Annotated in this window: 21 protein-coding genes; 11 read left to right on the forward strand and 10 right to left on the reverse strand. The window is 67.2% G+C overall.

The window, feature by feature from the left end; genetic code table 11:
- Nucleotides 1-110: 110 nt before the first annotated feature.
- Nucleotides 111-407 carry a co-chaperone GroES gene (gene groES / locus QW845_RS12610; protein ID WP_008961387.1) on the reverse strand — a complete coding sequence of 99 codons (297 nt, stop codon included), beginning with the start codon at nt 405-407 and terminating at the stop codon, nt 111-113.
- Between the two features lie 331 nt (nt 408-738).
- Here groES and QW845_RS12615 point away from each other — a divergent pair, with 331 nt between their 5' ends.
- Nucleotides 739-1245: a hypothetical protein gene (locus tag QW845_RS12615; protein ID WP_315801903.1), complete on the forward strand. Its 507-nt coding sequence runs from the start codon at nt 739-741 to the stop codon at nt 1243-1245.
- Nucleotides 1246-1359: 114 nt separating this feature from the next.
- Here the strand turns inward: QW845_RS12615 and QW845_RS12620 are convergent, their stop codons facing one another.
- The gene (locus tag QW845_RS12620; RefSeq protein WP_315801904.1) at nt 1360-2139 is read right to left on the reverse strand and encodes a protein phosphatase CheZ; all 780 of its coding nucleotides are present in this window, start codon (nt 2137-2139) and stop codon (nt 1360-1362) included.
- Nucleotides 2140-2446: 307 nt separating this feature from the next.
- Here QW845_RS12620 and QW845_RS12625 point away from each other — a divergent pair, with 307 nt between their 5' ends.
- Nucleotides 2447-3238, forward strand: coding sequence for a L,D-transpeptidase (locus QW845_RS12625; RefSeq protein ID WP_315801905.1), 792 nt, complete (start codon nt 2447-2449; stop codon nt 3236-3238).
- Nucleotides 3239-3326: 88 nt separating this feature from the next.
- Here QW845_RS12625 and QW845_RS12630 read toward each other — a convergent pair whose 3' ends face one another.
- From QW845_RS12630 to QW845_RS12655, 6 genes are all read right to left on the reverse strand, one after another.
- Nucleotides 3327-4130, reverse strand: a complete 804-nt coding sequence (locus QW845_RS12630) for a DUF2076 domain-containing protein (protein ID WP_315801906.1) — start codon at nt 4128-4130, stop codon at nt 3327-3329.
- A gap of 211 nt (nt 4131-4341) precedes the next feature.
- Nucleotides 4342-5184, reverse strand: a complete 843-nt coding sequence (locus QW845_RS12635; protein WP_315801907.1) for a ChbG/HpnK family deacetylase — start codon at nt 5182-5184, stop codon at nt 4342-4344.
- Nucleotides 5181-6224 carry a glycosyltransferase family 2 protein gene (locus QW845_RS12640; RefSeq protein ID WP_315801908.1) on the reverse strand — a complete coding sequence of 348 codons (1044 nt, stop codon included), beginning with the start codon at nt 6222-6224 and terminating at the stop codon, nt 5181-5183. Before QW845_RS12640 ends, QW845_RS12635 begins: the two co-directional genes overlap by 4 nt.
- Nucleotides 6225-6294: 70 nt before the next feature.
- Entirely contained in the window at nt 6295-7272 is a 978-nt protein-coding gene (hisG, locus tag QW845_RS12645) for an ATP phosphoribosyltransferase (RefSeq protein ID WP_315801909.1), read from the reverse strand.
- Nucleotides 7269-8429 carry an ATP phosphoribosyltransferase regulatory subunit gene (locus QW845_RS12650; protein ID WP_315801910.1) on the reverse strand — a complete coding sequence of 387 codons (1161 nt, stop codon included), beginning with the start codon at nt 8427-8429 and terminating at the stop codon, nt 7269-7271. The genes hisG and QW845_RS12650 overlap by 4 nt, the downstream gene beginning before the upstream one ends.
- Before the next feature lie 120 nt (nt 8430-8549).
- Nucleotides 8550-9302, reverse strand: coding sequence for a 16S rRNA (uracil(1498)-N(3))-methyltransferase (locus tag QW845_RS12655; protein ID WP_315801911.1), 753 nt, complete (start codon nt 9300-9302; stop codon nt 8550-8552).
- Nucleotides 9303-9509: 207 nt separating this feature from the next.
- Between QW845_RS12655 and QW845_RS12660 the strand changes: the two genes are divergently transcribed.
- The 3 genes from QW845_RS12660 to ubiA all read left to right on the forward strand — a co-directional run bounded on the left by QW845_RS12660 (nt 9510) and on the right by ubiA (nt 11815).
- On the forward strand, nt 9510-9944 hold the full coding sequence (locus tag QW845_RS12660) for a hypothetical protein (protein WP_315801912.1): 435 nt from the start codon (nt 9510-9512) through the stop codon (nt 9942-9944).
- Nucleotides 9945-10211: 267 nt separating this feature from the next.
- The gene (locus QW845_RS12665; protein ID WP_409997909.1) at nt 10212-10886 is read left to right on the forward strand and encodes a hypothetical protein; all 675 of its coding nucleotides are present in this window, start codon (nt 10212-10214) and stop codon (nt 10884-10886) included.
- The gene (gene ubiA, locus QW845_RS12670; protein WP_315801913.1) at nt 10883-11815 is read left to right on the forward strand and encodes a 4-hydroxybenzoate octaprenyltransferase; all 933 of its coding nucleotides are present in this window, start codon (nt 10883-10885) and stop codon (nt 11813-11815) included. The genes QW845_RS12665 and ubiA overlap by 4 nt, the downstream gene beginning before the upstream one ends.
- Here the strand turns inward: ubiA and QW845_RS12675 are convergent, their stop codons facing one another.
- Nucleotides 11816-12340: a DUF6101 family protein gene (locus QW845_RS12675; RefSeq protein ID WP_315801914.1), complete on the reverse strand. Its 525-nt coding sequence runs from the start codon at nt 12338-12340 to the stop codon at nt 11816-11818. It abuts the gene before it with no gap.
- Between the two features lie 281 nt (nt 12341-12621).
- Between QW845_RS12675 and QW845_RS12680 the strand changes: the two genes are divergently transcribed.
- Genes QW845_RS12680 through lpxK form a run of 6 tightly spaced genes read left to right on the forward strand, consistent with a single transcriptional unit; the run spans nt 12622 to nt 18189 of the window.
- Nucleotides 12622-14010 carry a TldD/PmbA family protein gene (locus tag QW845_RS12680; RefSeq protein WP_409997907.1) on the forward strand — a complete coding sequence of 463 codons (1389 nt, stop codon included), beginning with the start codon at nt 12622-12624 and terminating at the stop codon, nt 14008-14010.
- A gap of 58 nt (nt 14011-14068) precedes the next feature.
- Nucleotides 14069-14815, forward strand: a complete 747-nt coding sequence (locus tag QW845_RS12685) for a 3'(2'),5'-bisphosphate nucleotidase CysQ (RefSeq protein WP_315802166.1) — start codon at nt 14069-14071, stop codon at nt 14813-14815.
- A 58-nt stretch (nt 14816-14873) separates the two neighbouring features.
- Entirely contained in the window at nt 14874-15113 is a 240-nt protein-coding gene (locus tag QW845_RS12690) for a DUF4170 domain-containing protein (protein WP_009031572.1), read from the forward strand.
- Nucleotides 15114-15130: 17 nt separating this feature from the next.
- The gene (locus QW845_RS12695; RefSeq protein WP_315801916.1) at nt 15131-15871 is read left to right on the forward strand and encodes a lysophospholipid acyltransferase family protein; all 741 of its coding nucleotides are present in this window, start codon (nt 15131-15133) and stop codon (nt 15869-15871) included.
- On the forward strand, nt 15864-17171 hold the full coding sequence (locus QW845_RS12700; protein ID WP_315801917.1) for a 3-deoxy-D-manno-octulosonic acid transferase: 1308 nt from the start codon (nt 15864-15866) through the stop codon (nt 17169-17171). The genes QW845_RS12695 and QW845_RS12700 overlap by 8 nt, the downstream gene beginning before the upstream one ends.
- Nucleotides 17164-18189 (forward strand): tetraacyldisaccharide 4'-kinase, encoded by a 1026-nt coding sequence (lpxK, locus tag QW845_RS12705; RefSeq protein ID WP_315801918.1) that lies wholly within the window; start codon nt 17164-17166, stop codon nt 18187-18189. The genes QW845_RS12700 and lpxK overlap by 8 nt, the downstream gene beginning before the upstream one ends.
- Here lpxK and QW845_RS12710 read toward each other — a convergent pair.
- A complete protein-coding gene (locus QW845_RS12710; RefSeq protein ID WP_315801919.1) occupies nt 18159-18386 on the reverse strand; it encodes a DUF2093 domain-containing protein in 228 nt (75 codons plus the stop codon). The genes lpxK and QW845_RS12710 overlap by 31 nt on opposite strands.
- Between the last annotated feature and the right edge of the window lie 61 nt (nt 18387-18447).

Consider the following 18447-nt stretch of genomic DNA (forward strand, 5'->3'; position numbering starts at 1 on the left):
CCTGGAGTAGACCTCGACGGCGAGGGGCGTGATCGCCCGTCTGTCGCCGGAACGAGGTTGCAGAGCATTTTCGCCCGGGGCGGCTGATCGCCGCCCCCGACAGGTCGGGATCAGGCGACGACGCCCATGATGTCGGACTCCTTCATGATCAGGAGCTCCTCGCCGTCCAGCTTGACCTCGGTGCCGGACCACTTGCCGAACAGCACGCGGTCGCCGACCTTGACGTCGATCGGGATCAGCTTGCCGCTCTCGTCGCGGCCGCCCGGGCCGACGGCGACGACTTCGCCCTGCGAGGGCTTTTCCTTGGCGCTGTCGGGAATGATGATGCCGCCCTTGGTCTTCTCTTCGGCGTCGATGCGCTTAACCACGACGCGGTCGTGCAGGGGACGAAACTTCGATTTGGCCATGACGGATCCCTTTTGGGGTGCTTGGATAAGTGTTGCTGTCGGAGGAAATCTGAATGCGACCACATTTGACGCCCACTTGGCGCCAACTGGCTCGCAGCCTTAGCAATCGCGCCCTCCGAGTGCTAAAGACCGCTCGGGGAAATATGGCTTGCGGCTGTTCCTGTCAAGCAACGGCCAGCCGTTAAGCCGTTCTTGAGGCTGTTAGGGGGATGTTGTCCGGGGCCAGACATGTTAGTGGAGCGGCGTCGTCATCCGACGTCATTGCTCTGACGAGCGTTTTGCGCTTGGTTGCCGGACGGGGCAGCCACGATTCTGTTCCTAAGGGGATGCCATGACGAGTTCACGGTGCGCGCGGCCGGTTGCCAATCTCGCGATCGCGTCGGCGCTCACGATGCTTCTGGGAGCGTGCACGGGCTTCAGCCTGTCGCCGTCGCCCCCCATGCAGACCGAGGCGCCGGTCGAGCCCGAGGTTCCGGCGACGATCCGCCCCGAGGATCTCGTGGGCAAATGGGGCCTCGCCGCCTACAACAATCCGAATGACCGCGCGCGCACCGAGAAGATGGCTCTGGCGCAGTGCAAACAGCCTTACGTCATCGGGGCAGGCACGTCCGGCGGTGTCGTGATGCATCTGGCCGACCAGGCGACTCCCCAGGAACTGCGCCTGAAGGGGTCGGCCAGCGGCAAGAACTACATCGGCCCGGCCGGACCGCCCGGCGGCGAGCAGGACCGCGAGGTCATCTCCTTCGATGGCCGTGTGCTGATCACCCGCTTCGTCGACAAGGATGCGGCGACCCGTTACCAGACGATGGTCTACGTCCGCTGCGGGCCGCGCGCCTGAGATCCGGGCGATCACCCCGCAAAGGTCGAGAGTCGAACGTAAAACGCCGGCGACAGCGCCGGCGTTCTGTATGGTGACGTTGCCTGGAGCGGTCGCTGGGACTGGCCGCCGACCTCAGTTGAACATCGCGTCGATGTCGTCCTGCGAGGCGTGGCCGACCTCGCCCGCCGCCTTCGGGCCGTTCAGCAGCCTGGCGTCGCCCTCGCGGGTGTCGACGATCGGCGGCACATGCGCCTTGATGGCGTCGACGCCGCCCCAGATGTCCATCATCACCACGATGTGGTGCTCGATGAACTTCATGGTGGTCATGACCTTGTTGATGCGCTGGCCGGTCAGGTCCTGGAAGTTGCAGGCCTCGAAGATCGAGACCACGCGCTCCTGGATCTCTTCGCTCAGGATCTTCTGCTGGTCCGCCGAGTCCACCTTGGACAGCGCGCTCGCGGCCTGGTCGATCGCCTCCGCGGCTTCGAGGATCTGCTGCGTCGCCTGCTCGGTGCCGCCGACGACCGCGCCGAGCTCGCCGTTGACCTTGGCCATCTCCTCGCCGTTGAAGCTCTTGGCATGGAGGGTCGCGATCTCGCCCTTGGTGCGGTTGATCGCGTCGTGGATCAGGTCGAGCTCGACCTTGAGCTTTTCGCACTGCTCGATCTGGGCACGATAGGTCTCGAGCAGCGCGCGCGCTTCGGCGACCTCGCGTGCGGCGGATTCTTCGATGGCGGCGTTGGCCGTGTTGCTACCTCCGCTGCGGATGGCGTTGGCCATCTGGGAGCGGATCGCGCGCAGCTCGTCCATGATTTCCTTGTGGTTGGGGCCGATCTCGCCGCCCACGAAGTCGGGCTCCGGCATATGGCCGACGATTGCTTCTTCGATACGGAAACGCTTGCGAACAGCCATGATAGTATCCCTGACCTCTTGTTCGGATCAGTTCTACGCAGAGCCTATTTAACATCGCGTTCACGCCAGGAACCGCGGTTGAGCAACGCTGGCGTGCATCGTGCGTCAACTATTAACCATGCCTCGCCGGCCTTCACGCAAAATAAACGCTAGCCATCAAAACCGCCGTCGTATGCAGCGATGGTGAATCCCGGCGCCTCCCGCGTTTACCAAAGCGATCGGGTTTTGCTCTTTATTGACGATACGCGGCGGCGTTGCCGCCTCGCGCGACGAACAGTCTCCAGACGAAACAGTACAGAGTACGTCGATGTTCAAATCATTCTCCACGGCGCTGCTGGCCGGCGCATGCGCATTCTATTCAGGTCTGGATCGGGCGGCGGCCCAGGGGTTTCAGCAGCCGACCGTGATTTACAGCGGGCCGCCGCAGCAGTCCGCGCCGGTGCGCACCGCCTATGTCGAACGCTCGCGCATGGGTGGCGGCTTCATCGAATTCCTGTTCGGAGATCCGCAAGGCGGCCGCGGCGCGCCTCCGCCGGGACAGCCGATGTATCAGCAGCAGCCGTCCTATTACGAGCCGCAGCAGCTGGCGCCTGGCATGGTCCCGCAGCAGGGAGTGCCGGATGAGGAGGCCTATGAGCAGACGCAGCGGCCGCTCGATCCGAAATACGAGAAACAGATCGTTGACTATGACGGCAAAGAACGGCCGGGCACGATCGTCATCGATACGCCGAACAAGTTCCTCTATCTGGTCCAGGGCGAGGGCAGGGCGCTGCGCTATGGCATCGGCGTCGGCCGGCCCGGCTTCACCTGGTCCGGCGTGAAGACGATCTCGGCCAAGCGTGAATGGCCGGACTGGACGCCGCCGCCGGAAATGCTCGCGCGCCGGCCCGACCTGCCGCGGCACATGGAGGGCGGACCGCAGAACCCGCTCGGCGCACGCGCGATGTATCTCGGCTCGTCGCTGTATCGGATCCACGGGTCGAACGAGCCATGGACGATCGGCACCAACGTGTCGTCAGGCTGTATCCGGATGCGCAACGAGGACGTCATCGACCTCTATGGCCGCGTGAACGTCGGTGCCCGGGTGATCGTGCTCTGACGACCGCCACCGCACGACATCGGCCATTGAAAAAGGCCGCCCATCCGGGCGGCCTTTGCATTCTCGAATTGGCTGCGACCCGGGAGGATCACGCGTAGTCGCTGCCACCGTCGTCGTCGCCATAGCCGTCATCGGAATCGAAGTCGGCCGCGTCGCTGTCATTGCCGTTGTCGTCGTAGTTCGCCTGGTCGAACAGGCCGGCACGACCACTGTCGCCGCCCGAGCGGCCGATGTCGTCGAGACCGGCGTCACGCGCCAGCGACCCGCCGGACTGGTCGCCGCTCCACGGGCTGGCACCGCCGCCGCGCTCCTCGATGATCGTGGTGTCGCCGAACGCCTGATGCGACCCGCCGCCCATCATCGAGCGGATGCCGCCGAGCAACAGTGAGCCGCCGACCATGCCGGCCGCGGCCGCCGCGGCCGTGCCGAGGAATGAGCCGCCTCCGCCGCCGAACATGCCGCCGCGCGGCTGGCCGAAGCCGCCCTGATCGTAGGGGCCGGGCTGACCGGGATAGCCGGGCTGGCCCTGGTAGCCCGGGGGCATCGCCTGGCCGCTGTTCCAGACCGGCCGGCTCGGCAACGGCGGCGGCACGTTGGGGACCGACCCGCGGCTGCCCGCGCCGAAGATGCTGTCGCGCATCGAATCGAGGAAGCCGCCGGACTGAGCCTGCTGCGGGGCCTGGGCGTGCTGCAGCTCCTCGATGCGGGCATTGGCGCGTTTCAAGGCTTCGTCCTGCACCAGCACCGTCTGCACCAGCGCGTAGACGGCGTTGGGCGCCCGCTGCAGCGCCTGGGAAATGGCGGCGGCGGCCTCCGGGTCACGCGGTGCACTCTCCAACTTGGCAAGCCGGTCGAACAGATCGTCGATGAGTTGGCGTTCTTGCGGTGTCATGTCGTTCTCCTGCCGCTTGCCTTGTTCCGGCGAAGCGCGGCCAAGATTTAGGGGGACTTTGTGGCCCGGCCAGCCGGGGCGCGGATTAAATTTCGGTATGCGACACAGCGTCTCTCGGGCTTGCGCAGCGCTTTGAACCTCCATGCTGCCCGCACCGCAGGAGGAACGCTGCCGAGCGGCCTTTTGTTCGTTGCGGACACGCAAGATCCGTTCAGGCCAGCGTCATCCGCCGGCGGTCGAGCAGCGCCGGAAAATGCTCGCCGGCGAGATAGGCGTGCTCGTGCTCGCGCTGGACGGTCAAAGGGTCGAGCTCGATCAGGACGTCGTCGACGAAGCCCGGATGGCACATCACCAGCCCGTCCTCGGGCAACTCGTCCAGGAAGCCGTCCATCAGCGTGGCGAAATCCGAGGTCTTGCTGAAATCGTAGGCGCCGGCGAAAGCGGGATTGAAGGCGATCTCGGCCCGCTTGGCATGACGGCGGAATTGCGCGCTCAGGACGTCCAGCAGCAGCGCCTTGGGTGCCGTCAGCCGCTGCATCAGCGGCACGTTCCGGCCGCCCTGACGCACCCAGGCCGCCGGCGCGGCTTCCTTGACGGCGGCGAGGAAGCCCTCGCGCACCTGCGGATAGAGCTGGGCATGCTGATGGCCGTCGACGAAATCCGGGGCGCGGCCGAACAGCTCGCCGAACGCCGCAAGCTGGACCAGCACCTCGGCGCGGATCAGCTCGGGATCGAGCCGGCGGGACATTCCGGCGCGCAGCAGCTTGGGAAAGGGCAGGAACATGCCGCCTTCCGACGGGCGGAAGTGCATGGTGAGGGGGCGGAACGGCGCGGTCAGCGTGACGTGCAGGCCGATGGCGCAACGCGGGCTGTCGGACGCGACCCTGGTCAGCTCCGTCACCTCGTCGCGCCCGATCGCGGCGCCCACCGTCATCACCGAGGTGGCGTTCAGCCGGCCGCGCGCGATCAGGTCCCGGATGGCGCTGTTGACCCCGGGGCTGATGCCATAGTCGTCGGCGCACAGCCAGATGCGCCGGTGCGGCGTCGCGCTCATTCGGCGGCGTTCCTCTCGGCGCCGTCGCTCCGTGCATCGAGCGCTGCACGCTTCTCGCTGTGCTCGGCGACGAAGTAGATCGGACGCGCCTTCAGCTCGGACAGGATCTTGCCGATATACTCGCCCATGATGCCGATCATGATCAGTTGCACGCCGCCGATCGTCATCAGGCCGACCATCAGCGAGGGATAGCCCGGCACCGATTTGCCGCTGACGACGGTCTCCCAGAGGATGGAGAGCCCGAACAGGAAGGCCGCAGAGGCCAGCAGGATTCCGAGCAGGCTGGCGAAGCGCAGCGGGGCGACCGAGAACGAGGTCAGCCCTTCAATCGACAGGCCGAGCAGGCTCGTCAGGTTGAAGGTCGTCACGCCGTGGGCGCGCGCCGCGGGCTCATAGTCGACGCGGATCTGGCGGAAGCCGATCCAGCTCGCGAGGCCCTTGAAGAAGCGGTTGCGTTCAGGGAGCTGCCGCAGCGCGGCCACCGCGCGCGGCGACAGCAGGCGGAAGTCGCCGGCATCCTCCGGAATCTTCTGCCGCGCCCCCCAGTTGATGAGCGCGTAGAAGCCGTGAACTGCGACCCGGCGCAGGAACGGCTCGTTGTCGCGATGCGCCTTGGCGGTATAGACGACGTCGTAGCCGTCCTTGATCCAGTGCGTGACGAGTTGCTCGATCAGGGCCGGCGGATGCTGGCCGTCGCCGTCCATGAACATCACCGCGCCGCGCCGGGCATGATCGAGGCCGGCCATCAGCGCGGCCTCCTTGCCGAAATTGCGCGACAGCGACACGACCTGCACATCGAGCGCATCGGCCTGCAGCGTGCGGGCAATCGCGAGCGTGTTGTCGCGGCTGCCATCGTCGACATAGACGAGCTCACAGGCGAGACCGAAGCGCTGACGCAGGGTGCGTGCGAGATTATTCAGCCGCTCGTGCAGCGCCGTCAGTCCCGCGCCCTCGTTATAGACGGGGATAACGATCGACAGTCCCTGCGACGCGGCGTCGGCCGCGGTCGTGGTCAGGTCGGACACGTCAGTTCCCAGCATCGCTCAGAGTCCTCGTTCTCCTACCAACATATGGTAGTCGCGCTCACCTGTCGCTACGATGAACGGCGATTTATGATCGCAGGAAGGCCTCGAGGCGGGCAAACAGCGGATTCTCGCGGTCGAGCACGTAGTCCAGCGAGGCGACCGAGACGGTCTCGGCGCCATGTGCGCGCAGAAAGCTGCCGAGCGCGTAGATCTGCGCCGGCGGGCAGTGCAGGGTCAGCATGCCGGACGAGGTCGGGCCGCCGAACGGCGCCACCACGCCGAAGCGGTTGTGCGCTTCGGTCAGCATTGCTGCGTCGCACCCTTTGAAGCGGGTGCGGACCTCGCGGTATTTGCTGGCGCGGGCGCGGGCATGGATGTGGTCGAGAATGATCCGGGCGCTCTCGCGCGGACCCTCCGACCAGTCGGCGTCGCGCGAGGCGACGAGATTGGCCTGGCTGCGCAGGATCACGCCGTCGTCGAGCACCTTCAGCCCGTTGGCGACCAGTGTCGAGCCGGTGCTGGTGATGTCGACGATCAGCTCGGCGGTGCCGACCGCGGGCGCGCCCTCGGTGGCGCCGGCGCTCTCGACGATGCGGTAATCGACGATGCCGTGGGCGGCGAAGAAGCTGCGCGTCAGGTTGATGTACTTGGTGGCGACGCGCATGCGGCGATTGTGCTGGGCACGGAAACCGGTGGTGACGTCGTCGAGATCGGCCATGGTGCGGACGTCGATCCAGGCCTGCGGCACCGCGACGACGACGTTGGCGCCGCCGAAGCCGAGCGTGTCGATCAGCAGCACGCGCTTGTCGGCATCGGTGATGCTCTCGCGCACGAGATCCTCGCCGGTGACGCCGAGATGCACGGTCCCGCGCGCCAGTTGCGAGGCGATCTCACTCGCAGAGAGATAGGCGATCTCGACATTGTCGAGACCTGCGATGGTGCCGCGATAGTCGCGCGCGCCGCCGGGCTTGGACAGGTTCAGCCCGGCCCGTCCGAAGAAGGCTTCGGCATTCTCCTGCAGACGTCCCTTGGAGGGAACGGCGAGGACGAGGGGGCCGCTCATGATGCTCTCCCGCGCGCGGCCTTGCCCGCGGCGCTGCTCTGGGCCAGCCGCTCGATCCAGATCGAGAAGCCGACGGCCGGAATCGACGAGGCGGCGCCGAGCTGGCTCAGCAGGCCGTCATAACGGCCGCCGGCGACCAGCGGCTCGTCGCCATTGCCTGGGTGGTGCAGCTCGAACTCGAAGCCGGTGTAGTAGTCGAGGCCGCGGCCGAACGAGGTGGCGAAGCGCACCTTGGCGATGTCGATGCCGCGCTGGGCCATGAAGCCGGCGCGGGCCTCCAGCGCGTCGATCGCGGCTGAAATGTCGAGCCTGGCATCGGCGGCGAGGGCGCGAAGCTGCTCGACGGCCTCGGTCGGGCTGCCGCCGATGGCGAGAAAGCGCTTGATGCGGTCGAGCGCGTCACGTGGCAGCGCGCCGCTCTTCAGGGTGGACTGCTCGAGGAAGCGGTCGGCGATCTCCGCCACCGTGCGGCCGCCGACGGCGGTGGCGCCGGCAATCGACATCAGGTCGGTGACCAGGGCGAGCGCCGCCTTGCGGTCGGAGCCGGCCAGAGCGGCGAGCACGCCCTCATACTCGTTGCGCGGCGCCACCGAGGCGATCGCGAGCCGCTCGAGGTCCTGCGCCAGGGTGCGCTTGCGGTTGAAGTCCTTGATCAGCCGCCGCCGCCAGACCGGATAGAGGTCGAGCGCGTCGATGAGGGCCGTGAACAGCGCAACGTCGCCGGTGCGGATCTCCACCGCGGCAAGGCCGGCGGTGGCGGTCGCCTCGATCGCCAGCGCCAGCATCTCGGCATCGGCGGCGGGCCGGTCCTGGCGGCCGAACGATTCGATGCCGGCCTGCAGGAACTCGCTCGGGCGGCCCTCGCGGTAACGGAATACTGGACCGAGATAGCTGAAGCCGGCCGGCTGCCCGGCGCGGGCCGAGGCGAGATAGTCCCGGGCGACGGGAATGGTCAGGTCGGGGCGCAGGCAGAGCTCTTCGCCGGCGGCGTCGCCGGTCAGGTAGAGGCTCTTGCGGATGTCCTCCCCAGACAGGTCCAGGAACGGCTCGGCCGGCTGCAGGATTGCCGGCTCGGCCCGCTGATAGCCGGCCTGGGCGAAGGATTGCAGCAGCGTGTCCGCCCACGCGGCGGGTCCGGTCGGAGCGGGTCCGGTCATGGCGATTCGAGTTCCAAAGTGGATTGGGCGCCCGCTGGGAGCGGCGGCTGCCCCTTAGCATGGCCGTTTGACGGTTTCGACTGCGAATGGCCCCGGCGCGCCACAATTGGCCGGAAGACCTTAACCGCGGGCTCCGCTCCAGTCCCCGAGCGTGGCCTGGATCACGGCGAGGGCGGCAACGCCGGCCGTATCCGCGCGCAGGATGCGCGGACCCAGCGCCAGCCTGAGCACGCGCGGCTGGCGCAGCAGCAGCGTCCGTTCATCCTCGGCAAAACCGCCCTCCGGTCCGATCAGCAGGTCGATGCCGGCCGCAGCCTTGGTTCCGCGCAGCGCCTGCAGCGGATCGGCCAGCTCGGCCGCCTCATCGCAGAACACCAGCAGCCGCTCAGGCTGCCGCTGCGCGAGGAAGCGCTCCAGCGGCACCGGATCCCTGACCTCGGCGAGGCTGAGGATGCCGCATTGCTCGGCGGCCTCGATCACGTTGGCGCGCATGCGCTCGCCATTCACGCGCGACACCTGGGTGTGACGGGTGATGACCGGCTCGAGGCGCGCGGCGCCCATCTCGACCGCCTTCTGCACCATGTAGTCCAGCCTTGCGTGCTTGAGCGGCGCGAAGACGTAGGCGATGTCCGGCAGGTGATCCTGCGGCCGGCTCTGCTGCTGGATCGTCAGGGCGTCAGCGCGCTTGCGGCCCTCGATCACGGCCCGCCATTCGCCGTCGCGGCCGTTGAAGACCAGCACGTGATCGCCGGCGCCGAGGCGCAGGACGTTGCCGAGATAATTGCCCTGGTTGCGGTCGAGCGCGACCGAGCCGCCCTCCTGCAGGGGGGCGTCGACGAACAGGCGCGGGGCGGTGAAGTCGTATGCGGGCATGGAGCGAAGCGATGGCTATGACGGACGTTGCTTACCGGACCCCGCGCCGGCCGCAAAGCAGGCGGAGCCGTCACGGGGTGTTGTCTCAGGTACTGGCGATGGCGCCTTTCGGCCGTGCTGTCGACAGATTTTACCGCTTCGATCCCGCGGGTCGTCCCTTGGGACGGACATCCGACGATTCCGTGAGCCTCGATGCGGAGAACGGCCTTGATCTTGAGACATTCGACTTCGGCGCTTGCGATCTGGGCGCTTGCCGCGACCATCGCCGTGATGGTCGCTGCGCCGTCCCGGGCCGACGACAAGGCGGTCGCCGCGCCGCCGCAGCGGGCGGCGCCCGCGGTTCCGGGCGGCGCTGGCGTGGCTGGCTTTCGCCCGCCCGAAACCTGTCTGAAGGAGTTCACCCCGCTGCGGGACGAGACCGCGCGCCGGGCCAAGCTGCTCAAGGCGGCGACCGAGCGGCGCTTTGCGCCCGGCGAGGCCTGTCAGCTGGTGCATGACTACGAGCTCGCCCAGACCAAGATGATCGACTACGCCGTCGCGCATGCCTCGCTCTGCGGGATCCCGGCCAAGATCACCGATCAGTTGAAGGCGAATCACGAAAACACCCTGACCGTGATGCGCAAGGTGTGCACGGCGACGTGATCCCTCGCGGCGGGCAGGTCGCCGCCCGCCGCCGACTGGCTATTCCGTTCATCGGGCGTGCAGGGCGCAGACCGAACCCGATGCCCGGGCCTGACGTCCGTGGACGGGATTGCATGCCGGTCTGGAACCCGGCTGCGTCCCTCCGCCGCGGATGTGATCAAATCCGCGGTTGTGCTGGACGGACGAGAATCGTAAAAGCCCCGGATCGGATCGTGCTTTCATCCGGAAGTGTTGAGGATTCTTGGTCTTACCGGAGAACCAGCCTTGATCGTCCGCCAGTCTTTCATGCCGCTCGCCATTGCCGCCCTGGTGCTCTCCACAGGGCAGGTCGTCGCGCAGAGCTCGTTTCCCGCGCCGATGCCCGGCCAGGCCCAGACCAGCAACTCGCCGTTTCCGCCCATCAACGGCGCGGCGCCAATGCGGGCTGCGGCTCCGTCGAGCCCGTTTCCGAGCCCCGGCGGCTCCGCGTTCGGTGGCGGCGGCGGTGGCTTTGCGCCTCCGCCGATGGGGGCTGCGCCGCAGGGCGGTCCGCCCGAAAGCTGCATGAAGGAGTTTCTGCCGCTGCGCGAGGAAGCCGAGCGTCGCGGCAAGCTGATCAAGGCGGCGAGCGACCGCAAGGCCTCGCCCGACGAGGCCTGCAAGCTGATCGCGAATTTCGGCAAGGCCGAAGTCAAGATGATCAAATATGTCGAGGCGCATTCGGCGAGCTGCGGCATTCCCCAGCAGATCGCCGACCAGCTGAAGGCCGGTCACAAGAACACCGACGCGCTGGAAAAGAAGGTCTGTGCCGTGGCGGCGCAGATGCAGTCGGGGGCTGGAAGGCCCGCGGCTCCGAGCCTCAGCGACGTGCTGGGCTCGTCGGCCGCGCTGCCTGAAGCCAACGCGACGAAGAAGGGCGGTTCCGCCTTCGACACCATGACCGGCAACGTCCTCACCCGATGAGCACCACCGCCGTCCGCGTTGCTGACGCGACCGGCAACTGGGTCGACACGCTGGCGCCGGTGTGGAGCCGGCCTTACCTGCGGCTCGCCCGCTTCGATCGCCCGATCGGATCGTGGCTGCTGCTGATGCCGTGCTGGTGGTCGGCCGCCCTCGCGGCCGGGATCGGCGGGAATCTGTCCATGCTGCCGGCGTGGATCGCGCTCTATTTCGTCGGCGCGTTCGTCATGCGCGGCGCCGGCTGCACCTGGAACGACATCACCGACCGCGATCTCGACGCCAAGGTGGAGCGCACCCGTTCGCGCCCGATTCCCGCCGGCCAGGTCGGCGTGAAGCAGGCGCTCGCCTTCCTGGTGGTCCAGGCCCTGATCGGCTTGGCGGTGCTGCTGCAATTCAACCGCTTCGCGATCGCGACCGGCATCGCTTCGCTGCTGATCGTCGCGATCTATCCGTTCATGAAGCGCGTCACCTGGTGGCCGCAGGTCGTGCTGGGTCTCGCCTTCTCGTGGGGCGCGCTGATGGGTTTTGCGGTCGCGTTCGGCCGCATCGATGCAACCGCGCTGCTGCTCTACGCCGGGTCGATCGCGTGGGTGATCGCCTATGACACGATCTACGCGCATCAGGACGCCGAGGATGACGCGCTGATCGGCATCAAGTCGACCGCGCGCCTGTTTGCCGAGCGCACCCATCTGGCGCTGGTCATCTTCTACGGTCTGGCCGTCATGCTGATTGGCGCCGCGTTCGCGACGGCCCACGTGCATGTCGCGGCGTGGCTCGGGCTCGCGGGCTTTGCCGCCCATCTCGGCTGGCAGATCCGGCGTCTGGATATCGCCGATCCGGCGCTGTGCCTGCGCATCTTCAAATCGAACCGCGATGCCGGACTGCTGCTGTTCGCCGGACTGCTGGTCGACGCCGTGCTGCGTGCAAGCTGATCAGTTGCGCGCGATGATCTCGCGCTCGCCGCGATGGATCGAGGCGGGATTGAGCTGATAGCCGACACGGCGTCGCATCAGGAAGCGCGGGCGGCGCGAGCGGATCGCGTTGCGGCGGCGGCGGCGCGGCGTGGCCTCGCGGCGCGTGTCCTGCAACTGGGGCAGCGCGAACGTCTCGCTCCACATCGCCCACGCAGCAACGATCTCGGTCTGGTCGTCGCTGACGCAGAGCGGGATGGTCAGGGAAGGGTCGCGGTGGACGAGCACCAGCATCACCTGCGTGGCGTCGATGTCGCGCACGCCGATGCCGAGGAAGTCGCTGACGCGGAGGTTCAGGGCCATGCGCATGCCGCTGACGGCACGACGCAGGACCACGCGCTCCCGGTGCAGTTCGATCTGCCGGATCCCGCCATCGGCACGGGTATCGTGCGCGCTGTACGAGACGGGCAGGGAAAGAGGGTCGAGCCGCAGGACGCGGCCCGACCCAGCGGAATTGCTTCCGCCTGTTGCTGTTTGACGCCTCACGGCTTGGTCTCCCCGCCGGGATTATGCTCCCGGTCGATGCGTGTGACCTTGCCACGCAGATCGCCCGTATCGGCTTAACAAGCCTGGTTAATCAGATCTCACGCATGATCCTCTTACCGTCATGATTGACAAGCGCTTGCCCCGCATGATTGACGAGACCTTGCCGATTTGCCGACAATCCGATGTGCCGTCTGCCGTCCTGCTTGAAGTCGGCGTGAACAGGCCACATTTCGTTTGGATTGAGCCGTCTTCGCCCACCTGACATCGATCGGATCGTGTTCGTGACCTCTTCCCCAGCCTCATCGTCGACCTCCGCCCAATCAGATCTGCTCGACCAGTCCGCCCTGCGAACGCTCGCCGAGCGGCTGGTGGAAGCCGCGAGGAAGGCCGGCGCCGATGCCGCCGACGCCATCGCGGTGCGCGGCATCTCGCTAGGCGTCGAGGTCCGTGACGGCCGTGTCGAGGAATCCGAGCGCTCCGAGGGCGACGATGTCGGCCTGCGCGTGCTGGTCGGCAAGCGCCAGGCCGTGGTGTCGACCAACGATGTCAGCGGCGACGGTGTCGCGCGGCTGGCCGAGCGGGCGGTGGCGATGGCGCGGGTGGCGCCCGACGATCAATATGTCGGCCTCGCCGATCCCGCGCTGCTGGCGCGCGACATTCCCGAACTCGATCTGCTCGATCCGCAGATTCCCTCGACCGCAGAGCTGGAGCGCCGTGCCCAGGAGGCGGAGGCCGCCGCGCTCGGCGTGAAGGGCGTGACGAAGTCCGGTGGTGCGTCCGCCTCGACCGGCATCGGCGGCATGGTGCTGGTCACGAGCGACGGTTTTCACGGCGCCTATCTGCGCTCGAGCCAGAGCATCTCGACGACCGCCATTTCCGGTGAGGGCACCGGAATGGAGCGCGACTACGACTACACGGCGGCTCCGCACGGCGCCGACCTGCTGGCGCCCGCGGCCGTCGGGCGCAGCGCCGGCGAACGCGCGGTGGCGCGCGCCAATCCGCGCAAGGTTGCGACGTGCCAGGTGCCGGTGGTGTTCGATCCCCGCGTGTCCGGCTCGCTGGTCGGACATCTGGTCGGCGCCATCAATGGTGCCTCGATCGCGCGCAAGACCAGCTTCCTCAAGGACAAGCTCGGCGCGCAGCTGTTCGCCAAGGGCATCCGCATCATCGATGATCCGCTGCGCAAGCGGGGCTTGCGGTCGCAGCCGTTCGACGCCGAGGGCGTGAAGGTGAAGCAGACCGCGCTGGTCGACGATGGCGTGCTGACGACGTGGCTCCTCGATTCGGGCACCGCGCGCGAGCTCGGCATGGTGACGACCGGGCATGCCCATCGCGGCGTGTCGTCGTCGCCTTCGCCCGGTCCGTTCAATCTGCATCTCGAAGCCGGCGTCGTGACAGCCAAGGAGCTGATCTCGGACATCAAGCAGGGCTTCTACGTCACCGACCTGATCGGCTCGGGCGTCAACGGCGTCACCGGCGACTACAGCCGTGGCGCGTCCGGCTTCTGGATCGAGAATGGCGAGATCGGCTATGCCGTGAGCGAAGTGACGATCGCCGGGCATCTGTTCGAGATCTTCAAGTCGATGACGCCCGCCAGCGATCTGGAATTCCGCTATGGCGTCAATGCGCCGACGGTGCGCATCGAAGGGTTGACGCTTGGCGGACGGTGAGATCGGGAAACCGGACGACACGAGCCTGGCGGCGGACGCCGGGCTCCTCAAAGACGCGGTGCGCGAAGCCGGCGAGCTCGCACGTTCGATGTTCGGAACGGAGCTGCGCAAATGGACCAAGGGGGCGTCGTCGCCCGTTTCCGAAGCCGACATGGCGGTCAATGCGCTGCTCGAACGCAGGCTGCGATCCGCAACGCCGGATTACGGCTGGCTGTCCGAGGAGAGCGCGGATGATCGGGCGAGACTTGGTCGATCGCGGGTCTGGATCGTCGATCCGATCGACGGCACGCGGTCCTATCTCGGCGGCCGCAACGACTGGTGCGTGAGCGTTGCGCTGGTCGAGCACGGTGCGCCGATACTCGCCGCCGTGCATGTCCCGGTCAGCGAGGAGTTCTTCTTCGCCGCGCGCGGTAGCGGCACCACGTTGAACGAACAGCCGGTTCGGGCTGCACCTGGACGCGAGCTCGATTTCTCGCGCGTGGCCGGCCCGAAACCGCTGGTTGAGCGGCTGGCTCCGGACGCGGCGCGGATTGAGCTGCATCCGCGAATCGGCTCGCTGGCGCTGCGCCTGTGCCGTGTCGCGCATGGCGGGCTCGATGCCGCTTTTGCAGGCGGACAAAGCCGCGATTGGGACCTTGCGGCGGCTCATTTGATCGTGCAGGAAGCGGGTGGTAAAATGACCGCGTTGTCCGGCGAGGCGATCCTCTATAATCGTCCGGAAGTGGTGCACGGGGTGCTGGTGGCAGCGGGCCGCGACCGACATGCTGACATCGTCGCTCAGTATCGCAGGTTACCGCCGGACTGACGCCCCTGGATCGCACCCTCCATTTCGCCTGCAAGGCGCTGATTAGGAAACGATACCGATGACAGATAGCGCCTCGCAGCAGCTCCTTCACCTCGTGATCGGCGGCGAGCTCATCAACCTCGACAAGAACGAATTCAAGGATCTCGACAAGGTCGACATCGTCGGTGTCTATCCGAACTACGCGGCGGCCCACGCCGCCTGGCGAGCCAAGGCGCAGATGACGGTCGACAACGCCCATATGCGCTATTTCATCGTTCACCTGCACCGGCTGCTCGATCCCGGTCAGGACGCGAAGTAAGACGCAAAGCTCGTCACTTGAAACATCTGGTTCGCAATACGCTGCGCAGCGGCTGGTTCCAGCGCGCCGTCGGGTTCCTCGCCGCCGAGTACCTGCGTCTGGTGTGGCTGACCAACCGCTTCACCTATGAGCCGCCCGAGGTCTACGATATCGTCGAGCCGCAGATGCCGGCGATCTTCGCGTTCTGGCACGGCCAGCATCTGCTGACCCCCTTCATCAAGAACAAGCCGAGCTATCGCGCCAAGGTGCTGATCTCCCGCCATCGCGACGGCGAGTTCAACGCGATCGCGGCGGAGCGGCTCGGCATCGGAACCATCCGCGGCTCCGGCGATCACGGCTCTTCCTTCCACCGGAAAGGCGGAGTAGGAGCTTTCAAGGAGATGGTGCGGGCGCTCGAAGACAACTATAATGTTGCATCGACCGCCGATGTGCCGAAGCGCGCGCGGATTGCGGGTCTCGGCATCATCATGCTCGCGCGTGAAACAGGACGTCCGATCATGCCGTTCGCAATGGTCACGAGCCGCTTCATCCGCCTGAAGAACTGGGACAGCACCACCATCAATTTGCCATTCGGCCGCGGCGCATTGGTGGGAATCAAGGAAATCAACGTGCCGCGCGATGCCGACGCCGCGATGATGGAAGAGGCGCGTCTCGACCTCGAGGCGACGCTGAACCAATGCATGCGCCGCGCCTATGAGATCGTCGGCCGTCCCGAGGCCTGTCCCCCGCCGGTCGCGTCGGGAGCATCGAGTGCCTAGCCCGCTGCCGATGGCCCTGCGTGTCTACCGCGGGTTGTCCTCGGCGGCATCGCCGCTTGCGCCGGCCCTGATCAGGCAGCGGCTCAAGCATGGCAAGGAGGATCCGGAGCGGACCGACGAGCGTCGCGGCCTGAGCCACGACACCCGCCCGCTGGGTCCGCTGGTCTGGATTCACGGCGCCAGCGTCGGCGAGGTGCTCGCGGCGGCGGCACTGATCGAGCGGCTGCGTGAGCTCAACATCCGCATCCTCATCACGTCCGGCACCGTGACCTCGGCCGCGATCGTGGCCAAGCGTTTCCCACCCGACGTGATCCACCAATACGTGCCCTATGACACGCCGCGCTTCGTCGAGCGGTTTCTCGATCATTGGCGTCCCTCGCTCGGGCTGTTCATCGAGTCCGATCTCTGGCCCAACCTGATCCTGGCCGGTGCCTCGCGGCGGGTGCCGATGGTGGTGATCAACGGCCGCATGTCGCCGCGCTCGTTCCCGCGCTGGCGCCGCATGTCCGGCACCATCTCCGCTTTGCTGGGACGCTTTGATCTCTTCCTGACGCAGTCGCAGGCGGATGCCGACCGGTTCTCCGCGCTCGGCGCGCGCAACGTCATCACCACCGGCAATCTCAAGCTCGACGTGCCGGCGCCGCCCGCCGATCCGGCGAAGCTCGATCGGCTCACGGCGATGACGCGCGGCCGTCCGGTCGTCGTCGCCGCCTCCACGCATCCCGGCGAGGACGAGATCCTGATCGCGGCCCATAAGGCCTTGTCTGCGGCCTATCCGTCGCTGCTCACCGTGATCGTGCCGCGCCATCCGCATCGCGGCCCGGCGGTCGCGGAGCTCGTCGCAAGCGCCGGCCTGCAGGGCGCCTTGCGGTCGCGCGAGGACCAGCCGCTCGCCGGCACCGACATCTACGTCGCCGATACCATGGGTGAGCTCGGCCTGTTCTACCGGCTGGCGCCGGTCGTGTTCATGGGCGGGTCGCTGGTCGAGCATGGCGGCCAGAACCCGATCGAGGCGGTCAAGCTCGGCGCGGCGATCGTGCATGGCCCGCACGTGTTCAATTTCACCGACGTCTACGAGGCGCTGGACAAGGCCGGGGGAGCCCGGCTCGCCCACGATCAGGAGGCGCTGATCCGGCAGCTCCGGCAGCTGCTCGCCGATCCCGCAGCCGGCAACAGCCTGGTTGCGGCAGGCACGCGCGTCGTCGATCAGCTCGGTGGCGCGCTGGAGCGGACGCTGTCGGCGCTCGAGCCGTATCTGTTGCAGGTCAGGCTCGAGATGGGGGCCGCCGGCGATGCGTGAGCCGGCCTTCTGGCATCGGCCGCCCTCCTGGCAATCGCGTCTGCTGTCCCCGCTCTCGACACTCTACGGTGCCATTGCCGCACGCCGCATGGCGCAAGTCGGAGTCGATGCAGGCCTGCCGGTGATCTGCGTCGGCAATTTCCATGTCGGCGGCGCCGGCAAGACGCCGACCGTGCTGGCGCTGACCGACATGCTGCGTGACCTCGGCGAGCGGCCGGTGGTGCTGAGCCGTGGCTATGGCGGCCGGCTGCACGGTCCCGTGGCCGTCGATCCCGCTATCCATCAGGCGGCCGATGTCGGTGACGAGCCGCTGATGATGGCCGCGCGGGTGCCGGTCGTCGTCTCGCGCGACCGCGCCGACGGCATCGGCCTCGTCAAGGCGCAGGGCGCCTCGGTCATCCTGATGGACGATGGCTTCCAGAATCCGTCGATCACCAAGGATCTCGCGCTGATCGTGATCGACGGCGCGCGCGGCCTCGGCAATGCCGAGGTGTTTCCCGCCGGACCGTTGCGCGCGCCGCTGCCGCCGCAACTGGCGCGCACCGACGCGTTGGTCGTGATCGGCGGCGGCCGAGCCAGCGATCTGGTCGCTGCGCGTGTCTCGGCGGCCGGCAAGCCGGTGTTCTCGGCCGCGTTGCAGCCCGATGCAAAGGTCGTCGCGGCGTTGCAGGGCAGGCCGCTGCTGGCGTTTGCCGGGATCGGCGATCCCGCCCGCTTCTTCCGCACCCTTCGCGGCGCGGGTCTCGACGTCAGGCGCGAGCGGGCCTTTCCGGATCACCACCCATTCACGACAGGCGACGTCGCAGCCCTCGCCAACGAAGCGAGGCGTGATGGATTTGCCCTGGTGACCACGGAAAAAGATCTCGTGCGGTTCCGCGGCCATGAGGCCGCGCCCGATGTCATGGCATTCCCGGTCACTTTGCAGTTCGACGATCTCGCCGCGTTGCGCGCGCTGGTTGTGCAACGACTGGCAGCGAAGCGTAAAGGTCAGCCGTTGGCCTTCAATGCGCCCGGATAATGCCGCTGCAGCACGGCGGTCGGCACGGCGTAGGCTTCCTGCAGATCGACACTCCAATACTTCAGCTCGTCCAGCGGAATCCGCACATCGGTGACCGCGCAGCGCACATAGCTTCCCGGTGAGATCACCCGGAAATCGCCATCCAGATACTGCACCTGCGCCTCGCCCTGGCCCGAGGGACCAAACTTGTTGAGCACGTCCGCGATCTCCAATTCCTTGCCGTGAAGTTCCTCCGCGAGCGCCGCACGCACACGACAG

Source organism: Bradyrhizobium sp. SZCCHNS3002, assembly GCF_032377435.1.
In the GTDB taxonomy this organism is placed as follows: domain Bacteria; phylum Pseudomonadota; class Alphaproteobacteria; order Rhizobiales; family Xanthobacteraceae; genus Bradyrhizobium.